The 15,427-nt window shown below is 66.9% G+C and carries 13 protein-coding genes; 9 read left to right on the top strand and 4 right to left on the bottom strand.

The annotated features are described in order from the left end of the window. Nucleotides 1-38 precede the first annotated feature (38 nt). Together NGM06_RS19630 and NGM06_RS19625 are read left to right on the top strand one after the other, a co-directional pair. Nucleotides 39-1,838, top strand: a complete 1,800-nt coding sequence (locus NGM06_RS19630) for a PAS domain S-box protein (protein WP_254270104.1) — start codon at nucleotides 39-41, stop codon at nucleotides 1,836-1,838. 100 nt (nucleotides 1,839-1,938) lie between these two features. Then, nucleotides 1,939-2,571, top strand: coding sequence for a halocyanin domain-containing protein (locus NGM06_RS19625; protein ID WP_254270103.1), 633 nt, complete (start codon nucleotides 1,939-1,941; stop codon nucleotides 2,569-2,571). Between the two features lie 4 nt (nucleotides 2,572-2,575). Here NGM06_RS19625 and NGM06_RS19620 read toward each other — a convergent pair whose 3' ends face one another. Together NGM06_RS19620 and NGM06_RS19615 are read right to left on the bottom strand one after the other, a co-directional pair. Further along, nucleotides 2,576-3,979, bottom strand: coding sequence for an NAD-dependent succinate-semialdehyde dehydrogenase (locus tag NGM06_RS19620; RefSeq protein WP_254270102.1), 1,404 nt, complete (start codon nucleotides 3,977-3,979; stop codon nucleotides 2,576-2,578). A 45-nt stretch (nucleotides 3,980-4,024) separates the two neighbouring features. Next, nucleotides 4,025-4,597 carry a DUF998 domain-containing protein gene (locus NGM06_RS19615; protein ID WP_254270101.1) on the bottom strand — a complete coding sequence of 191 codons (573 nt, stop codon included), beginning with the start codon at nucleotides 4,595-4,597 and terminating at the stop codon, nucleotides 4,025-4,027. A gap of 485 nt (nucleotides 4,598-5,082) precedes the next feature. On the opposite strand from NGM06_RS19615, the gene NGM06_RS19610 reads away from it, so the two are divergent. The 3 genes from NGM06_RS19610 (at nucleotide 5,083) to NGM06_RS19600 (ending at nucleotide 9,189) form a co-directional block, all read left to right on the top strand. Continuing rightward, nucleotides 5,083-7,206: a BGTF surface domain-containing protein gene (locus NGM06_RS19610; RefSeq protein ID WP_254270100.1), complete on the top strand. Its 2,124-nt coding sequence runs from the start codon at nucleotides 5,083-5,085 to the stop codon at nucleotides 7,204-7,206. A 203-nt stretch (nucleotides 7,207-7,409) separates the two neighbouring features. Then, the gene (locus tag NGM06_RS19605) at nucleotides 7,410-8,774 is read left to right on the top strand and encodes an MmgE/PrpD family protein (protein ID WP_254270099.1); all 1,365 of its coding nucleotides are present in this window, start codon (nucleotides 7,410-7,412) and stop codon (nucleotides 8,772-8,774) included. 82 nt (nucleotides 8,775-8,856) lie between these two features. After that, a complete protein-coding gene (locus NGM06_RS19600) occupies nucleotides 8,857-9,189 on the top strand; it encodes a CGCGG family putative rSAM-modified RiPP protein (protein ID WP_254270098.1) in 333 nt (110 codons plus the stop codon). A gap of 56 nt (nucleotides 9,190-9,245) precedes the next feature. Here NGM06_RS19600 and NGM06_RS19595 read toward each other — a convergent pair whose 3' ends face one another. Together NGM06_RS19595 and NGM06_RS19590 are read right to left on the bottom strand one after the other, a co-directional pair. Further along, nucleotides 9,246-9,389 (bottom strand): hypothetical protein, encoded by a 144-nt coding sequence (locus tag NGM06_RS19595; protein ID WP_254270097.1) that lies wholly within the window; start codon nucleotides 9,387-9,389, stop codon nucleotides 9,246-9,248. A gap of 41 nt (nucleotides 9,390-9,430) precedes the next feature. Further along, nucleotides 9,431-10,858: an FAD-dependent oxidoreductase gene (locus NGM06_RS19590; RefSeq protein WP_254270096.1), complete on the bottom strand. Its 1,428-nt coding sequence runs from the start codon at nucleotides 10,856-10,858 to the stop codon at nucleotides 9,431-9,433. A 185-nt stretch (nucleotides 10,859-11,043) separates the two neighbouring features. On the opposite strand from NGM06_RS19590, the gene NGM06_RS19585 reads away from it, so the two are divergent. From NGM06_RS19585 to NGM06_RS19570, 4 genes are all read left to right on the top strand, one after another. Then, nucleotides 11,044-11,868: a phosphosulfolactate synthase gene (locus NGM06_RS19585; protein WP_254270095.1), complete on the top strand. Its 825-nt coding sequence runs from the start codon at nucleotides 11,044-11,046 to the stop codon at nucleotides 11,866-11,868. A gap of 151 nt (nucleotides 11,869-12,019) precedes the next feature. Beyond that, entirely contained in the window at nucleotides 12,020-13,750 is a 1,731-nt protein-coding gene (locus tag NGM06_RS19580; protein ID WP_254270094.1) for an MBL fold metallo-hydrolase, read from the top strand. Between the two features lie 115 nt (nucleotides 13,751-13,865). Next, a complete protein-coding gene (locus NGM06_RS19575) occupies nucleotides 13,866-14,873 on the top strand; it encodes a Gfo/Idh/MocA family protein (RefSeq protein ID WP_254270093.1) in 1,008 nt (335 codons plus the stop codon). 142 nt (nucleotides 14,874-15,015) lie between these two features. Then, entirely contained in the window at nucleotides 15,016-15,426 is a 411-nt protein-coding gene (locus tag NGM06_RS19570) for a DUF5788 family protein (RefSeq protein ID WP_254270092.1), read from the top strand. Nucleotide 15,427: the final 1 nt, after the last annotated feature.

Here is a 15,427-nt window from a genome sequence, read left to right as displayed (position 1 = left end):
CGTAAACTGGTCGAAACCCACCCGACGCGGTCTTCCTCGTGGACGCGGAGACCGGGACGATTATCGACACGAACGACGCCGCGGAACGACTTCTCGGCAAGTCCCGGGAGGACATCGTGGGGATGCACCAGACGGCCCTCCACCCGCCGGAAGAGACCGATAGGTACCGCCGACTCTTCGATGCGCACGTCGAATCGGGCGGCGTGCTTCGGGAGTACGAGGACTACTACGTCGTGCGCGACGACGGCACCGAGGTACCGGTCGAAATCAGCGCCAGCATCGCGGACATCGGGGGCCGGACGATAAATCAGGCGGTGTTCCGGGACGTCACCCGCCGGAAGCAGTACGAGGAGACGCTGGCGGGACTTCGGGCGGTCACCCGCGACCTGATGGCCGCCGAGACCAAGACCGAAATCTGCGACGTGGCGGTCTCGACGGTTCGCGACATCCTCGACCTGAACGTCTGTGGCGTTCACCTCCTCGACGGCGACGAACGCGTGCTTCGTCCCGTCGAGACGACGGCCGAGGCCGAGGAACTGTTCGACGGCGTCCCCTGTTTCGAGGAGGGAGAAGGACTCGCGTGGCGCGTCTACGGGTCCCAGAGGCCGGAACTCTACGACACCGTCCCCGAGCAGACCGACGTTTACAACGCCGAGACGCCGGTCCAAACCGAGATGATTCTCCCGCTGGGCGAACACGGCGTTCTCACGGCGGGGTCGACCACGACCGAGGAGATAACCGAGGCGAAACTCGACCTCGCCAAGATACTGGCGGCGAACACGGAGGCCGCCCTCGACAGGGCCGACCGCCAACAGACCATCGAGCGCCAGCGCGACCAGTTACAGGCGGAACTGGAGGAGGTGTTCGAGCGCATCGACGACGGGTTCTTCGCGCTGGACGAGGCGTGGCGGTTCACGTACGTCAACGAACAGGCCGAACGACTGCTCGGCGCGGACCGGGCGGACCTGTTCAGCGGCACGATTTGGGAGGTCCTCCCCGAGATTCGGGAGACGGAAACCTACGACGCGTTCCACCGGGCGGTCGAGACCCAGAACAACGTCTCCCACGAGGAGTACGTCGCGGCGCTCGACGCGTGGTTCGAGTACCACGCGTACCCCTCCGAGAGCGGACTGTCGGTCTACGTCAGGGACATTTCCGACCGGAAGCGCCGGGAGCAGCAACTCGAACAGCAGAACGAGCGACTCGAATCGTTCGCCAGCATGCTCGCCCACGAACTCCGCAACCCACTCTCCATCGCCCAGATTTACCTCCCGACGGCCGGAGACGAGGACGAGACGGCGCTCGAACGGGTCGCCGACGCCCTCGACCGGATGGAGGACATGATAGACGTCCTGCTGGTGATGACTCGCGGTGTCGAGGCGTCCATCGACCCGGAAATAGTCTCTCTGCGCGAGGCCGCGAGCGAGGCGTGGGCGGACGTCGCCGCCGAGGGCGGCCGACTCGACGTGGAGACTGACGTCCGGGTCGAGGTAGAACGCCACCACCTCCAACACCTGCTCCAGAACCTGCTCCAAAATGCAGTGGAACACGGTTCGAAGGACGATTCGGCGGCGGACGACGGCGTGACGATTCGCATCGGCGCTCTGGAGGACGGGTTCTACGTGGAGGACGACGGGGAGGGAATCCCGGAAGCCGACAGGGAGCGAGTCTTCGAGGCCGGGTACACGACCGACGAGGTCGGAATCGGTCTCGGACTGACGTTCATCACGCAACTCGCCGAGATTTACGACTGGGAGTGTACCCTGACGGAGAGCGACGAGGGCGGCGCTCGGTTCGAGTTCTCGAACGTGACCCTCGCCCCGGCCGCGGACTCGTAGCCCCGTTTTCACTCTCTGGGAACGAGAGGGGGTTTATATCGTCCTCTCCGCGGAACCTCTAATTACGATGAACTCCGATGTTTCCTGCTCAGGTGGCGCAGTGGACCGACGAACGTTCCTGAAGGGTGCGGCGGGCGTCGCGGGCGTGACGGCCGCGGGCATCGGCGCGAGCGCGCCCGTGGCGGCCCAGTCGACCTTCGACGGGTGGTTGGACGGCGTGTCGAACTACGACGGCGTGGTGGACGAGACCGGCAAATCCGAGGTGACGGTCGAGGTGGGCGCGAAGGGGAACAACGGTAACTTCGCGTTCGGCCCGGCCGCCGTCCGGGTGGACCCCGGCGCGAAGGTAGTCTGGAAGTGGACCGGCAAAGGCGGTAGCCACAACGTCGTCGCCGAAGACGGGTCGTTCGAGAGTAAAATGACCGACTCGCAGGGTCACACCTTCAGCCAGACGTTCGATTCGAAGGGTGTGGTCAAGTACGCCTGCGTGCCCCACAAGGCCATGGGCATGAAGGGCGCTGTCGTCGTCGGTGACGTGGAGGTCGGCAGTTCCGGCGGCGGGTCCGGCGCGAGTGGTTCGAGCGAACCCAGCGCGACCGGCGGGTCGAACGCGTCTGCTGGGTCCGGCGGGTCGGGCCTCGCGGACACCCTCACGCTCGGGTTCGGCGGGGCGCTGGTCGTCGGCCTGCTCGGTCTCCCGCTGGCCGAGATTCGGAACCGGCGACGGGAGTAGTCCGCTACTCTATCGTCACGTCCACGTCTTCCTCGTTCCCGTCGGCGTCCTGCACCCACACCGTCTTCTTGTTCACGAACTCCTCGATGCCGTGGACGGCCAACTCGCGGCCGTACCCCGAGTCCTTCACGCCGCCGAAGGGGACTCTGGGGTCGGACTTGACGAGTTCGTTGACGAAGGTCATCCCCGCGTCGATGCGGTGGGCGACCTCCTCTCCCCTGTCCAAGTCCCGCGTCCATATCGACGCGCCGAGTCCGAGGTGGTGGTCGTTGGCGACTTCGACGGCCTCCCGTTCGTCCTCGACTTCGAAGACGGCCGCGGCGGGACCGAACACCTCCTCGGTGGCCGCCACCGAGTCGCGGGGCACGTCCGTCAGCACGGTCGGCGGGTAGTAGAACCCGTCTCGGTCGAGCGGTTCGCCCCCGAGTTCGAGGGTCGCGCCCTCCTCGACCGTCTGCTGGACCTGCTCGTGAACGTCCTCCATCAGGTCCTCGCGGGCCTGCGGACCGATGTCCGTCTCCTCGTCGGTGGGGTCGCCCACTGTCACGTCGTCCATCGCCGAGACGAACTTGTCGAGGAACTCGTCGTAGACGTCCGTGTGGACGACGAACCGCTTGGCGGCGATGCAGGACTGGCCAGCGTTGAGGGTTCGGGCCTGTGCTCCGGTCTCCGCGGCGGCGTCGAGGTCCGCGTCGTCCAGCACGACGAAGGGATCCGAACCGCCGAGTTCGAGGACGCTCTTCTTGAGGTTCTCGCCCGCGGTCTTGGCCACGGAGCGCCCCGCGCGGGCGCTCCCGGTGAGTGTGACCGCCTGCACGCGGTCGTCCTCGATGACTGACTCGGCCTCGTCCGAGTGGACGACGAGCGACTGGAAGACGCCCTCCGGGTAGCCCGCTTCCTCGAAGACTTCCTGAATCGCCTGCGCACACCCCGGAACGTTCGAGGCGTGTTTCAGCAGGCCGACGTTGCCCGCGGTGAGGTGCGGGGCCGCGAAGCGGAACACCTGCCAGAACGGGAAGTTCCACGGCATGACCGCCAGAATCGGACCGAGCGGTTCGTAGGAGACGGAGGCCTCGACGTGGGCCGGGCCGGGTCGGCGCTCGGTCTGGAGGTGTTCGGCCGCGTTCTCGGCGTAGTAGTCGCATACCCACGCGCACTTCTCGACCTCCGAGACGGCCGCCGAGAGCGGTTTCCCCATCTCTCTCGTCATCAGTTCGCCGTACTCCTGCTTGTTCTCGCGGAGGACGTCTCCGGCGTTCGCGAGGAGCTGCTGGCGCTTCGTGACGGGAACGTCTTTCCACGTCGCGAAGGTCTCAGTGGCGGTATCGAGCGCGGCGTCTACCTCCTCCTCGGAGTCGTCCGGTATCGGTTCGAGCGACTCCCCGGTCGCGGGATTGGTGCGGTCCATGACGGGCGAAGTACGCCCGCCAACAGGTTGTAGCTTCGGGCGAGTTCACTCCTCGGTGAGACGCCACGCGAGTCCGATCCACGCGACGAACATCCCGGCACCGACAGTCTCCGGAACCGCGAGTCCCGGGCCGACTCGCAGGCCCGCGGCCCAGACGACCCACGACGTGACGTGGGCGACGCCGAGCCAGATTGCCGCGAGTCCCGCGTTCGTCGCCCCGGCACGGACCCGTCCCGACCCGTAGAGGAACAGGCCGTAGGTCACGAAGAGATAGAGCGAGATGGCCGACGGGAAGTGGTAGGCGTGGCCCTCGGGGAACACGCCGACGAGACCCATCGAGACGGCCGCGAGACCGAACGCCGCGACTCCGGCCCGAGTCAGGTGTCGCCGGGCACCGAGACCGACTCGCGCGACGAAGGGGAGCGCGAGTAGCGCCCCGAGGACCAACCCGCCGTTGAAAATCGCCGCGGTCGGTGCGCCGGGTCGCCCGAGGTCCGAGAGGGCGCTCGACGCCCACGAGAACGACGGCGAGACGAGCGTTGCGACCAGAATCGCACCGAGCGTGACGAGCGGTGCGGCGACTCCGCAAGCCCGCGAGAGCGTATCGAAACGTGTCACGTCGTCCGATTCGAAGCACCGACAGTTAAAATGGCTCGGAGTTCGCCGCGAGCGTGGAGTCCTGCTGTCGTGGCGACGGTTCTCGACGCCGTTAGTTACTGCGTAACCCGCAGTGGTACGCACTGGACTCCAACTGCCACAGCACTGTGACGGCAACCGTGACCTGTCGTCCGACGGTCGCTGCTGGCGAGCCAATTAGGCTCAGACAGCACACTACAGGCCCGTAGGCGCCCGGGGTCTTCACGTTGTTTCGACTCGCCCGGCCGCTGGACGCTTCGGCGCATTTCGAGACGACGACAGTTCGGCGTCGCCGGGGACGGAGGCGTCCCGCGGTCCGGTTCCATTGTCGGGAGTTCGCCGGGCTAGGCAGTCTTTGTTCGGACCCAAAGCCGACCCTACCGTCACAAGATACTTATCGGATTTCGCCGAATTCCCCACGAGACCCGCACGACGGTCGAGTCTGCGGGGGGGGAGATGGGGAACTCATGACACGAACACGTACGAGTGTAGTACTGATAGCACTGCTCGTCGTCAGCGCGACGACGGCGGGCGTGACCGGAGCGGCGATGACCAGTGCGAAGAGCACGTCTCAGGCCCAAGACCAAGGACTGGACGAGGTACCGGCCGACTCGGGCGAGGTGTTCTGGCAGGGGCAGTTCCTGCGGTTCACCGCCGGTGAGGGGAACACCAGCGAAGTCTGGTCGATACGCCGGGTCCAGAACGGACAGGTCGGTGAACTCGCCACCGAGGTGTTGCTCGGCGGCAACGGGACGGCGGTGTTCGCCACGAGCAACCTCGACGGTCGGTACGTCGTCGTCGACGAGAACGGGCAACCGGTCGTCATCCAGGACGGCAACGTCGTGGGCGTCGGCAGCGTCGGCGAGGCGAGCTTCGAAATCGCCCAGCAGTCGCTCAACGCGACCTTCGGCGACACGGTGGTACAGAACGACGACAGTCCCGAGTCCCAGACCGACCTCCGAGTCCAATCGAACCGGGCGGGATACGGTCTCACGCTCCTCTCGGAGCAACTGAGCGCGTCCCAGTTGGCGGACGTGTTCCAATCTGTCGAGGTCCGGGACGGGAGCGCGGTCGTCACTCGTAACGTGAGCGGTGACGACGTGCTCGACGCCAACTTCACCGGCGTCGAACCCGGGACGTACAACGTCACGTTGATAACCGACGACGGAACGGCGCGCGCCGAAACCGCGATAACCGTGGTCGAACCCGTCGACGGAACCGCGTCGCTCTCGAACCGGACCGTCACCGAGCAGCGGGGTGACGTGGCCCGGTTCAACGTCACGTTCGACGGGGCCGACCGAGCGACGGTGACGATAGGCTCTCGGCAGGTCGGCTACCTCTCGCGGTTCACGGTCGTCGACGCGAACGGTGACGGCGTCGCGACCGTGGCGCTCGACACCTTCCGCGCCGGTATCGCGCCCAACGGGACCGGGGTCTCGGTGGTCGGCGAGGACGAGTTGACCGACTTCCAGATGGTGACCGACCCGACCCCCGGCCGACTCGACGCCGCGACGTACCCGGTCGAAGTGTTCGTCGGGGCGACGCGGAGCGACGTGGGGTCGATACGAGTGACCGAGCGCTCGACGCAGGGCATTCAGATCTGGACCGCGCCCGACCGCGCGAACGTCGGGTCCGCGGCGCAGATCGCCGAGGTCGCCACGCAGAACCAGACCGTGGCGAATCAGGACTGGGCCATCGTGCAGGTGCAGGCGTCGGGTCTCTACAGCTACGTCCAGAACATCTCGGACCTCAACAACGAGACGACGGGCCTGTCGATGAACCTGACCCGCGTCGGCGAGATAAACCAACCGGCTCAGGATGTCCCGCTCGAAGAGGCCAGACTCATCGTTGACGAGTCGGGCAACCAGTTCTTCCTGGTGCTCGATTCGAACACCTTGGAAGCTAACAGGACCTACCGAGCGAACTTCACGATTTCGGCGGCGAACCCCTACGTCTCGGCCGGGAACCAGACCTCGCTCGTGGCGAACTTCACGGTCGTGGAGCGCGACCTCTCGTTCGACCGGCCGATAGAGGTCCCCTCGGCGAGCGGTGCGACCATCTCGGGCACCAGCACCGCCGCGCCGGGCACGGAACTGACCCTCGAGGTCGCCAACACCGACCAGAACCCGTTCCTCAAGCGCCAGACTGTGACTATCTCCGAGGGCGGGACGTGGGAGGCGACGTTCGACTTCTCGGACGTGCCCGCGGGCACCAACTTCACGGTCTCGACGAACGACCCCGAGTCCAACGCGACCGGCGTCGTCGTCGGCGGCGGCGCGGCCGAGGCACAGGCCACTACGACGACCACTACCGAGGCCGAGGAAGAGACGACTCCGGTCGGTGAGGAGACGACGGAGGCCACCGGCGAAACTGACGCCGCGACCGGCGGCGACGAGACCACGACCGAGGCCGGTGGTGCGACGGGCGCGGAGACCGAGACGCCCGCGGCCGAGGGCGACACGACGACCACGACGACCGAGGAGACGACGGTCGAGGCGAGTGCGCCCGCGCCCGGGTTCGGGCCGGTGTCGGCGCTGGCCGGACTCGTCGCTCTGCTCGCGGGCGGTGCGTTCGTGGCCCGGCGGCGCTGACGCCCAGCCTTCGGCCCGACGCACTTCCTTCGACCCGACGAACTGATGTCACAATGACACGTATATTTCGCTCGAAGCACCGATTTCGGTGTCGCGCGCAGTCTCCGACGGCCCTCTCGGGCGCGCGTAATCCGACCTTACCACCGTCGCGTCCGACTGAACGCACGGTCCGTTTTTTGCCGGGGAGCGTCGCACCCCCGCCTATGACAACGACCGCCGCCATCGCCGACTTCGCGCTCGGTCTCGACTTCGAGGACCTGAGCGACGACACCGTGGACGAACTCCAGAAACGCGTCCTCGACTCCATCGGCATCGCCGTCGCCGCGATGGAGGAGGAACCGGTCGGCGTCGTCGGCGACACGGTCGCCGAGTTCGGCGGCGAGGGCTGTTCGCTCTGGGGCGGCGGCGACTCCGCTCCGGACGACACGACCGCGTCGCCGCCGGACGCGACGATGTACAACACCGCCCTCGTGCGCTACCTCGACTACATGGACTCGTTTCTCGCGCCGGGCGAGACGCCCCATCCGAGCGACAACATCGCCGGTATCGTGGCCTGCGGAGAGTACGCCGACGCGTCGGGCGAAGAGCTACTGACCGCCATTGGGGTGGCCTACGAAGTGCAGGCCGCGCTGGCGTGGAACGCGCCGGTCCGCGAACGCGGGTGGGACCACGTCACCCACACCGTGATTTCCGCTGCTACCGGGGCGGGCAAGATTCTCGGACTGGACCGCGAACAGTTGCGCTCGGCCGTCGGCATCGCGGGCACCGCGCACAACGCGCTCCGCGTGACCCGAACCGAGGGCATCTCGGAGTGGAAGGGCATCGCGTCGGCCAACGCCGCCCGAAACGCGGTCTACTCCGCGTTCCTCGCCAAGAACGGGATGGGCGGTCCCAAGAACCTCTTCGAGGGCCAGAAGGGGTGGAAGCAGACGGTCTCCGGCGAGTTCGAGGCCGAGTTCACGCCCGCCGAGCGCGTCCACGACGTGATGACCAAGAAGTACGTCGCCGAGACGTACGCCCAGTCGGCGGTCGAGGGCGTCGTCGAACTCGCCGAGCGCGAGGACATCGACCACGAATCGGTCGAGAAGATACGCCTCGACACCTTCGCGGGGGCGAAACTCATCATCGGCGGCGGCGAGGGGAGTCGCTACGAGGTCGAGACCAAGGCGCAGGCCGACCACTCGCTGCCGTACATGCTCGCGGCCGCGCTCGTGGACCGCGAGATGACCAACGATCAGTACGCCCCCGAGCGCATCCGGCGCGACGACGTGCAGGAACTCCTCCGAAAGGTGGAGGTCTCGGAGGACCCCGAACTCACGACGCGGTTCGAGAACGGCGAGATGCCCGCGGTCGTGGCGGTCGAGATGGCCGACGGCACGACGTACCTCGTCGAGAAAGACGAGTTCGAGGGCCACCCCAACGACCCGATGTCGTGGGAACAGATACGCCGGAAGTTCCACGAGACCGCGGGAGAGCGGTACGACGAAGCGAAGCGCGAGCAGATAATCGAGGCGGTGACTGAGTTAGAGGACCGCGACGTCGCGGAGTTGGTCGGACTGCTCGATTGAACCGGGTGGGACTCCCGCGGAAACATAACCTCCGAACACGTTCGGGACAACCCCTTCGCACGACAGCGCCCTCCGTTCGAACATGGGAACAACTAGTGACGACCGCGAACACGACGTGGACTTGGACCGGGACGTGGAACCGATAACGGACCGTGTCCACGACAACTCGTGGTCGGCGAACCTCGAAAAGCCCCACCACGCCGAGAGCCGGGACCTCGTGGTCGAACAGGCCGAGACCGCGGTCGAACACACCGCGGGCGGGAACCACGTCAACCTCGTGACCCACGGCGACCACGGCCACCCGGAGGCGTACCTCTACGACGCGCTCGACGCGGCCTTCGGCGACGACATCTCGTGGGAGTACGTCGAGCAGTGTGGCTGCGGCGGGCACGTCACCCGCGTCCACGTCGAATAGCGTCGGCCGCCGCGCTTCTCCTCGCCTCTCTTCGCTCCGTCCGTCCCCCGCTCGTGCTACTGCCGGACGTACAGCATCGCGACGCCCGCGACGAGGAAGAGGACGCCCCACCACAGCGAGTCCCCGGGCAGGGCCTTCAACAGGAGCGTGATGATACCGGACGTGACGAGCGACCAGCCCATCGTGGTTTGATAGGTCACGGGTGACGTACGGCACTGAGACGGATAGGTTCGTGGGTGGGTCACTCCATCTTCTCGCCGAGCGCCTTCGCCGCGAGGAGGACCGGGTCCCAGACCGGGCCGAACGGCGGCGCGTAGCCGAAGTCGAGGCTCCCGACTTCCCGGACCGTCAGTCGCGCGTGGAGCGCCGCGGCGACCGAGTTGATGCGGTGGGCCGCCCCTTCCGCGCCGACCATGCTCGCGCCGAGGAGTCTGCCCGAGTCGGCGTCGGCCGTGGCGTGGACGACGATGCGCGACCACCCAGGATAGTAGTGAGCGCGCGTGATGGTCGTGATGGTGGTCGAGACGGGGTCGAATCCGGCCTCGCGGGCCTGCTCGTCGTCGAGACCCGTTCGCGAGACTTCGCGGTCGAAGGCCTTCATCACGTTCGTTCCGACGATGCCGCCCGTCGGCGTCGGTGTGCCCGCGACCGTTCGCCCGACCGCGCGGCCCGCGCGATTGGCCGCGAGCGCGTACGGCCAGTGGACGCGTTCGCCCGTGAGCAGGTGGCGGGTCTCGGCGCAGTCGCCCGCGGCGTAGACGCGGTCTGCGTCGGTCCGACCGAACTCGTCGGTGCGAACCGCGTCGTTCGCGCCGAGTTCCAGTCCCGCCGACGCCGCGAGTTCGGTGTCGGGTTCGACGCCCACGTCGCTGAGAACCGCGTCGACTGCGGTTCGTTCGTCGTTCGTCTCCACCGCCGCGACCCGGCCCTCCTCGCCGTCGAGTCGTTCGACGGTGGTGTCGAGGTGGAGCGTCACGCCCCGCTCGCGGAGGTGGTCGGCCACGACGCCCGCCACGTCAGGCCCGAACACCGGGAGGACGTGGGGACCCGCCTCGAAGACGTGGACCTCGAACCCGCGGGCGACGAACGCCTCGGCCATCTCCAGTCCGATCTTGTTGGCTCCGACGACCGCGACGACTTCGGTGTCGTCCTCGGAGATGTGCGCACGGAACGCCGCGCCGTACTCCGATTCGACGGCCGGGACCGTCGCCGTTTCGCCCCCGTCTTCGTGGAGGACGTAACTCCGAAGCGCCCGGCCCGCTTCGAGATTCCGCACCGCGAAGACGCCGTCGAGGTCCGTCCCGGGGGCGTCCGGGAGCGCGGCCCGCCCGCCGGTGGCCAGCAACAGGTCGTCGTACGCTTCCTCGTACCGCTCGCCGTCGTATTCGACGGTGACGGTCCGACGGTCGGGGTCGATTCCGACCACCTCTTGCTGGCGACGCAGGTCGATGCCGCGTTCCTCCACGAGTTTCCGCGGTTCGACCACGACGAGGTCGCTGACGTCGGCTATCTCGCCCTTGACGTAGTAGGGGAGACCGCAGGCCCCGTAGGATACCCAGTCGCCGCGCTCGAACACCACGACCTCTCGGTCCGGGTCGTCCCGCTTGGCCTTCCCGGCCGCGCTCATGCCCGCGGCGTCCCCACCGACGACGAGGAATCTGTCGCTCATTAGTTGCGGAGGCTTCCACGGCGCAACACATATCCGTTTGCCCGGTCCGAAACTGTTGACGCAGAGTGTCGTCCGGGACAGGGCCATCCTATCGAACCGGATCTGCGAGCGTGACCGATTCGACGTCGTCGCGTCGCTGGCGAACAGTAAAGTGGCGGTTCGTCGTACCTTTCTCGGGGGGTTCGATGGACAGAGCATTCGACTTTCTGCACGTCAACGAACGGGAACCGAAACCGCGCGAGAAGGGTATCACCGAGATTCGAGGCCCGTACTACGACCCGATGGGGCCGCGCGAGTTGCGCGACATCCTCGACACGATGGGCGAGTACGTGGACATCTACAAGTTCTCCGGCGGGTCGTTCGCCCTGATGCCCGAGGACGCCGTGACCGAACTCGTCGAGACCTGCCACGAGTACGACGTGCAGGTCTCGACGGGCGGATTTATCGAGAACGTCCTCGTGAAGGACCACGACGAGGTCGAGCAGTACGTCGAGGAGGCCGGGAATCTGGGGTTCGACATCGTGGAGATATCGTCGGGGTTCATCGCCATCGACACCGACGACCTCGTGGCGCTAACCGAACTGGTGCAGGACCACGGCCTGAAGCCCAAACCGGAGATAAACGTCCAGTTCGGGGCGGGCGGCGCGTCGTCGGTCGAGGAGTTGGAGAGCGAGGAGGCCATCGACCCGGCGAGCGCGGTCCGAGAGGCCCAGCGCCACCTCGACGCTGGCGCGTACAAGATTATGGTCGAGTCGGAGGGAATCACCGAGCGAGTCCGGGAGTGGCGCACCGACGTGGCCTTCGAGATAGCCAACGAGGTCGGCATCGAGAACTGCGTGTTCGAGGCGGCCGACCCGGCGGTGTTCGAGTGGTACATCAAGAACTTCGGCCCGGAGGTCAACCTGTTCGTGGACAACTCTCAGATCGTCGAACTGGAGTGCATGCGCTCGGGTCTCTGGGGGAAGAAGAGTTCGTGGGGTCGGGTCACGTCTTACGACCGGGAGACCTGAGACCGACCTCGGGGCGCAGAACCCGCGGTCCAGAATTCATCTCTCATTGACAGTAGTCACCAGTTAACAAAGCGTTTAGGTTCCCCCGGTCCGTGTCTAAAGACATGTTCCGCGTCGGGACGGCGAGCGTCGGAGGCGGGTTCCGCCACAGATGAGACTCAGCTATCAGCACGCGAACCCGTCTACCGGCGGCGGTTCCTACCTCCTCCGATTTCGAGACGCGACCCGCGAACGGACGGCCTGCGTCCTCGTCGACTCGGGCGTCGGCGTCGATATCGACTCGCTGTTGGCCGACGACGAGTATCTGGTGGCGGTTCTCCTCACCCACGCTCACCTCGACCACTACGCGTCGCTCGCCGACTCGCTTCGCGACGGTGCCCGGGTGTACGCCGCCGAACCGACGGCGAACGTCCTCGAACACGTGTTGACCGAAGGCGAGAAGAACTACGAAATCGGGACCACCGACGGCGTTCTCGACGCCGTCGAACCACTCGACGGGTGGGAGACGCTCGTGGCGGACGTGGAGGTGTCCCCGGTTCCCGCGGGCCACGCGCCCGGCGGGTCCGGGTTCGTCGTGCGATTCGGCGACGGGTCGCGGACCAACCACCTCCTGTTCACGGGCGACTTCACGACGCGACGCGTCGCGGGCTACCCCGGTTTCCGGACCGACCTGCCGGTCGATATCGACGCGCTGTTCGTCAACGTCTCGACCACCGACGACTTCGAAGAGACGCTCTCGGAGTCGCTGTACACCCTCGTAGAGCGCGCGCAAGCCGGGTCGTCGGTCCTCGCGACCGCCAGCGCGCTGACGGCGGTCCACTACGCCTACCTGCTCGGCCACCTCGGCGAGCGGTTGGGCGACCCGATTCCGGTCACGCTCGCGGGCCAGTGCGCCAAACTCTACGCCGACCTCGGCTACGACGTGCCGACCGTCGAGGCGGTCCCGGTGTTCGACTCGGCCAGCGACCTGCTCGAACGCGGCACCGTCACCTTCGCGGGACCGGAGGTTCCCACCGAAGGGAGCGCCCGCCGCCTGTTCGGCGTCGTCGAAGACGACTCGGCGGCGACGGTCGTCCAACTGACCGGCGGGGCGACCACCCCGGTAGACACGGCGACCTGCACGGTCTACGACTTCGAGGTTGTCAACCACCCACCGCTCCCGGCCATCGACGAACTGGTCGAGGAGTTCGACCCCATTCACGTCGTCGCGGGGCACGGCCCGCGCCGCGCCCTCCGGAACTTCAGGGGGCGCTACGACGAGCGATTCGTCTGGGCCAGCGACGACGAACGCGAGCAAGTCCTCTACGAGGACGGCCGGTGGTCGCCGCCGCCGTGGCTGAGCGAGACCGCGGTCCAGTCCATCCGCGCCCGCGACTGGCGGGCGAACGGCGCTCGGTTCGGCGAACTGGTGGAGCGCGAGGAGTCGCTCCCCGCCGTGGTTCGAGTCGCCGACCCCGACCTCGGGGCCGAAGGCGTCGAAGTCGAGCGGTTCGAGGACCGGTTCGGAGAGCGCGACGACGCGACGCACTCGACGGAAACCGGAACGGATGGTGCCGCGTCGAAAGCGGTGGACACCGAAACGTGCGGGCGACGAGCGGACGGGTCGAACGCGGGCGAACCGGAGGCGACCGAACCGGAGACGGCCGAGTCAGGGCTATCAGATTCGGCGGTCCCGGACGCGGCCGTCACCGAGACCGAGCGGTTCCGACGCGAGGTTCTCGGCCGACTCGACGACCTCGAACCGACGGTCAGCGGCGCGCGCCTCCGCGCTCGCGTCGTGGACGGCGGCGACGACGTTACGCTGCTGCGCCTGCTGGACGACGCCGACCTCGAACACGGCGAGGAGGTCGCGCTGGTCCTCACCGAGAGCGAGCGCGAGTGAACGACGCGGTGGCGCGCAGGGCCTCGGACGCGGACGGACGCCGTTCCGCGAACGGTCCGCGGACGCGGAACGGCCGCACGAATGAAGAGACCCCTCGTGGTTGGGACGTACAGGGATGTCTCAGGCCGAGAAACTCAGGGTCGGCGTCATCGGCGGCGGCTACATCGGAACCACGGTCGGACGGCTCTTCGAACAGGACCCGCGCTCGACGGTGACGGCGCTGGCGGACCTCAGTCAGGAGACCCGTCGAACCGCGGGCGAGACGCTCTACGTCGGAGACGGCTCCCAGTACGAGGACTACCGCGAGATGCTCGACGCGGAGTCCCTCGACGCGGTTCTCGTCGGGACGCCCCACACCCTCCACTACGAGATGGTGACGGCGGCGCTCGACCGAGACCTCCACGTCTTCTGCGACAAACCGCTCACGACCGACCTCGGCGAGGCCCGGGACCTCGCCGACCGCGCCGAGTCGAGCGATCAGGTGTTGATGGTGGGCTACCAGCGCCACCTGAACCCGGCGTTCCAGACCGCCCGCGAGCGCTGGGAGGGCGACCTCTCGCCGGACTTCCTCAGCGCCGAAATCACCCAGAACTGGATATCGCGGTTCGAGGGCACGTGGCGGACCGACCCCGACCTCTCGGGCGGCGGGAACCTCTACGACACGGGCAGCCACCTCATCGACGCGGTGCTGTGGACTACGGGTCTCGTCCCCGAGGAGGTCAGCGCCGAGATGGTGTTCGCCGACGAGGAGGGCCGCGTGGACCAGCGCGCCATCCTCACCGTGGAGTTCGCCGACGGCGCGCACGGCACCATCTCGGTCCACAGCGACGCGCCGTGCGTCCGCGAACATATCCACATCTGGGACCGCGAGGGCGCGGTCTACCTCGAAGGTCGCCAGTGGGAGGAGCGCGAACTGGAGGAAATCGAGTCCGACTCCACGACGGTCATCCCCTTCATCGACCGGAGTAAACAGCGCAACAAGGCCGAAGCGTTCGTCAACTGCGTGGAGACCGGCGAGCGACCGCCCGCGACGGCGAGGGACGCGCTGGCGGTGACCGCGCTCACCGAGGCGGCCTACGAGGCGGCGCGGAGCGGCGAGCGGGTGGCGGTGGAGTTGGAGTAACTCGGGCTACGAACGTCGCATTCTCTAACTTTCGATTCTCACTGGAAGATCGTCCGGATGGAACGCGTCCATAACGCATCTGCACTAAATGATAGATATACTAAGTAACTCCGAAGTGTTCTCGGGATGACTACTCAGTCTGATGAACGAACGGGAACGAGACAGTTTACTCGACCGTATTCACCAGTCGAGCGGCACCATCGGTCGCTCGATGCCCGAGACGGTCACGCTAGACGGCGAATCAATTCCGCTCCGGAAGTTCTACATCGAGGTGTCAGGTCGGGAGGAGTTGCGAGGGGAGGACCGCGAGTCCGTCGAGGAGGTCCTCTCATACTTACGTCGGGAGCGGTCGGTCCGCATCAAGCGAATTCGAAACCGGGAGGTCGATTACGAGACGGGGAAGGCGCTGGTCCCGGAGATACAGGACCTCGACCGGGCCATCAACGCGTTCGAATCCCTCGAGGACCCGTCGTACGAGGAACAGGTCCGGCGGGAGAAAATCGAGTCCGCGCGGGAACTGGTCGAACTCATGCGCGACCTCGGCAAACTGTGAG

The organism is Halorussus aquaticus (assembly GCF_024218795.1).
GTDB lineage: Archaea > Halobacteriota > Halobacteria > Halobacteriales > Haladaptataceae > Halorussus > Halorussus aquaticus.
Note: the sequence above shows the minus strand (reverse complement) of the source record. Positions and strands in the feature narration are given on the sequence as shown.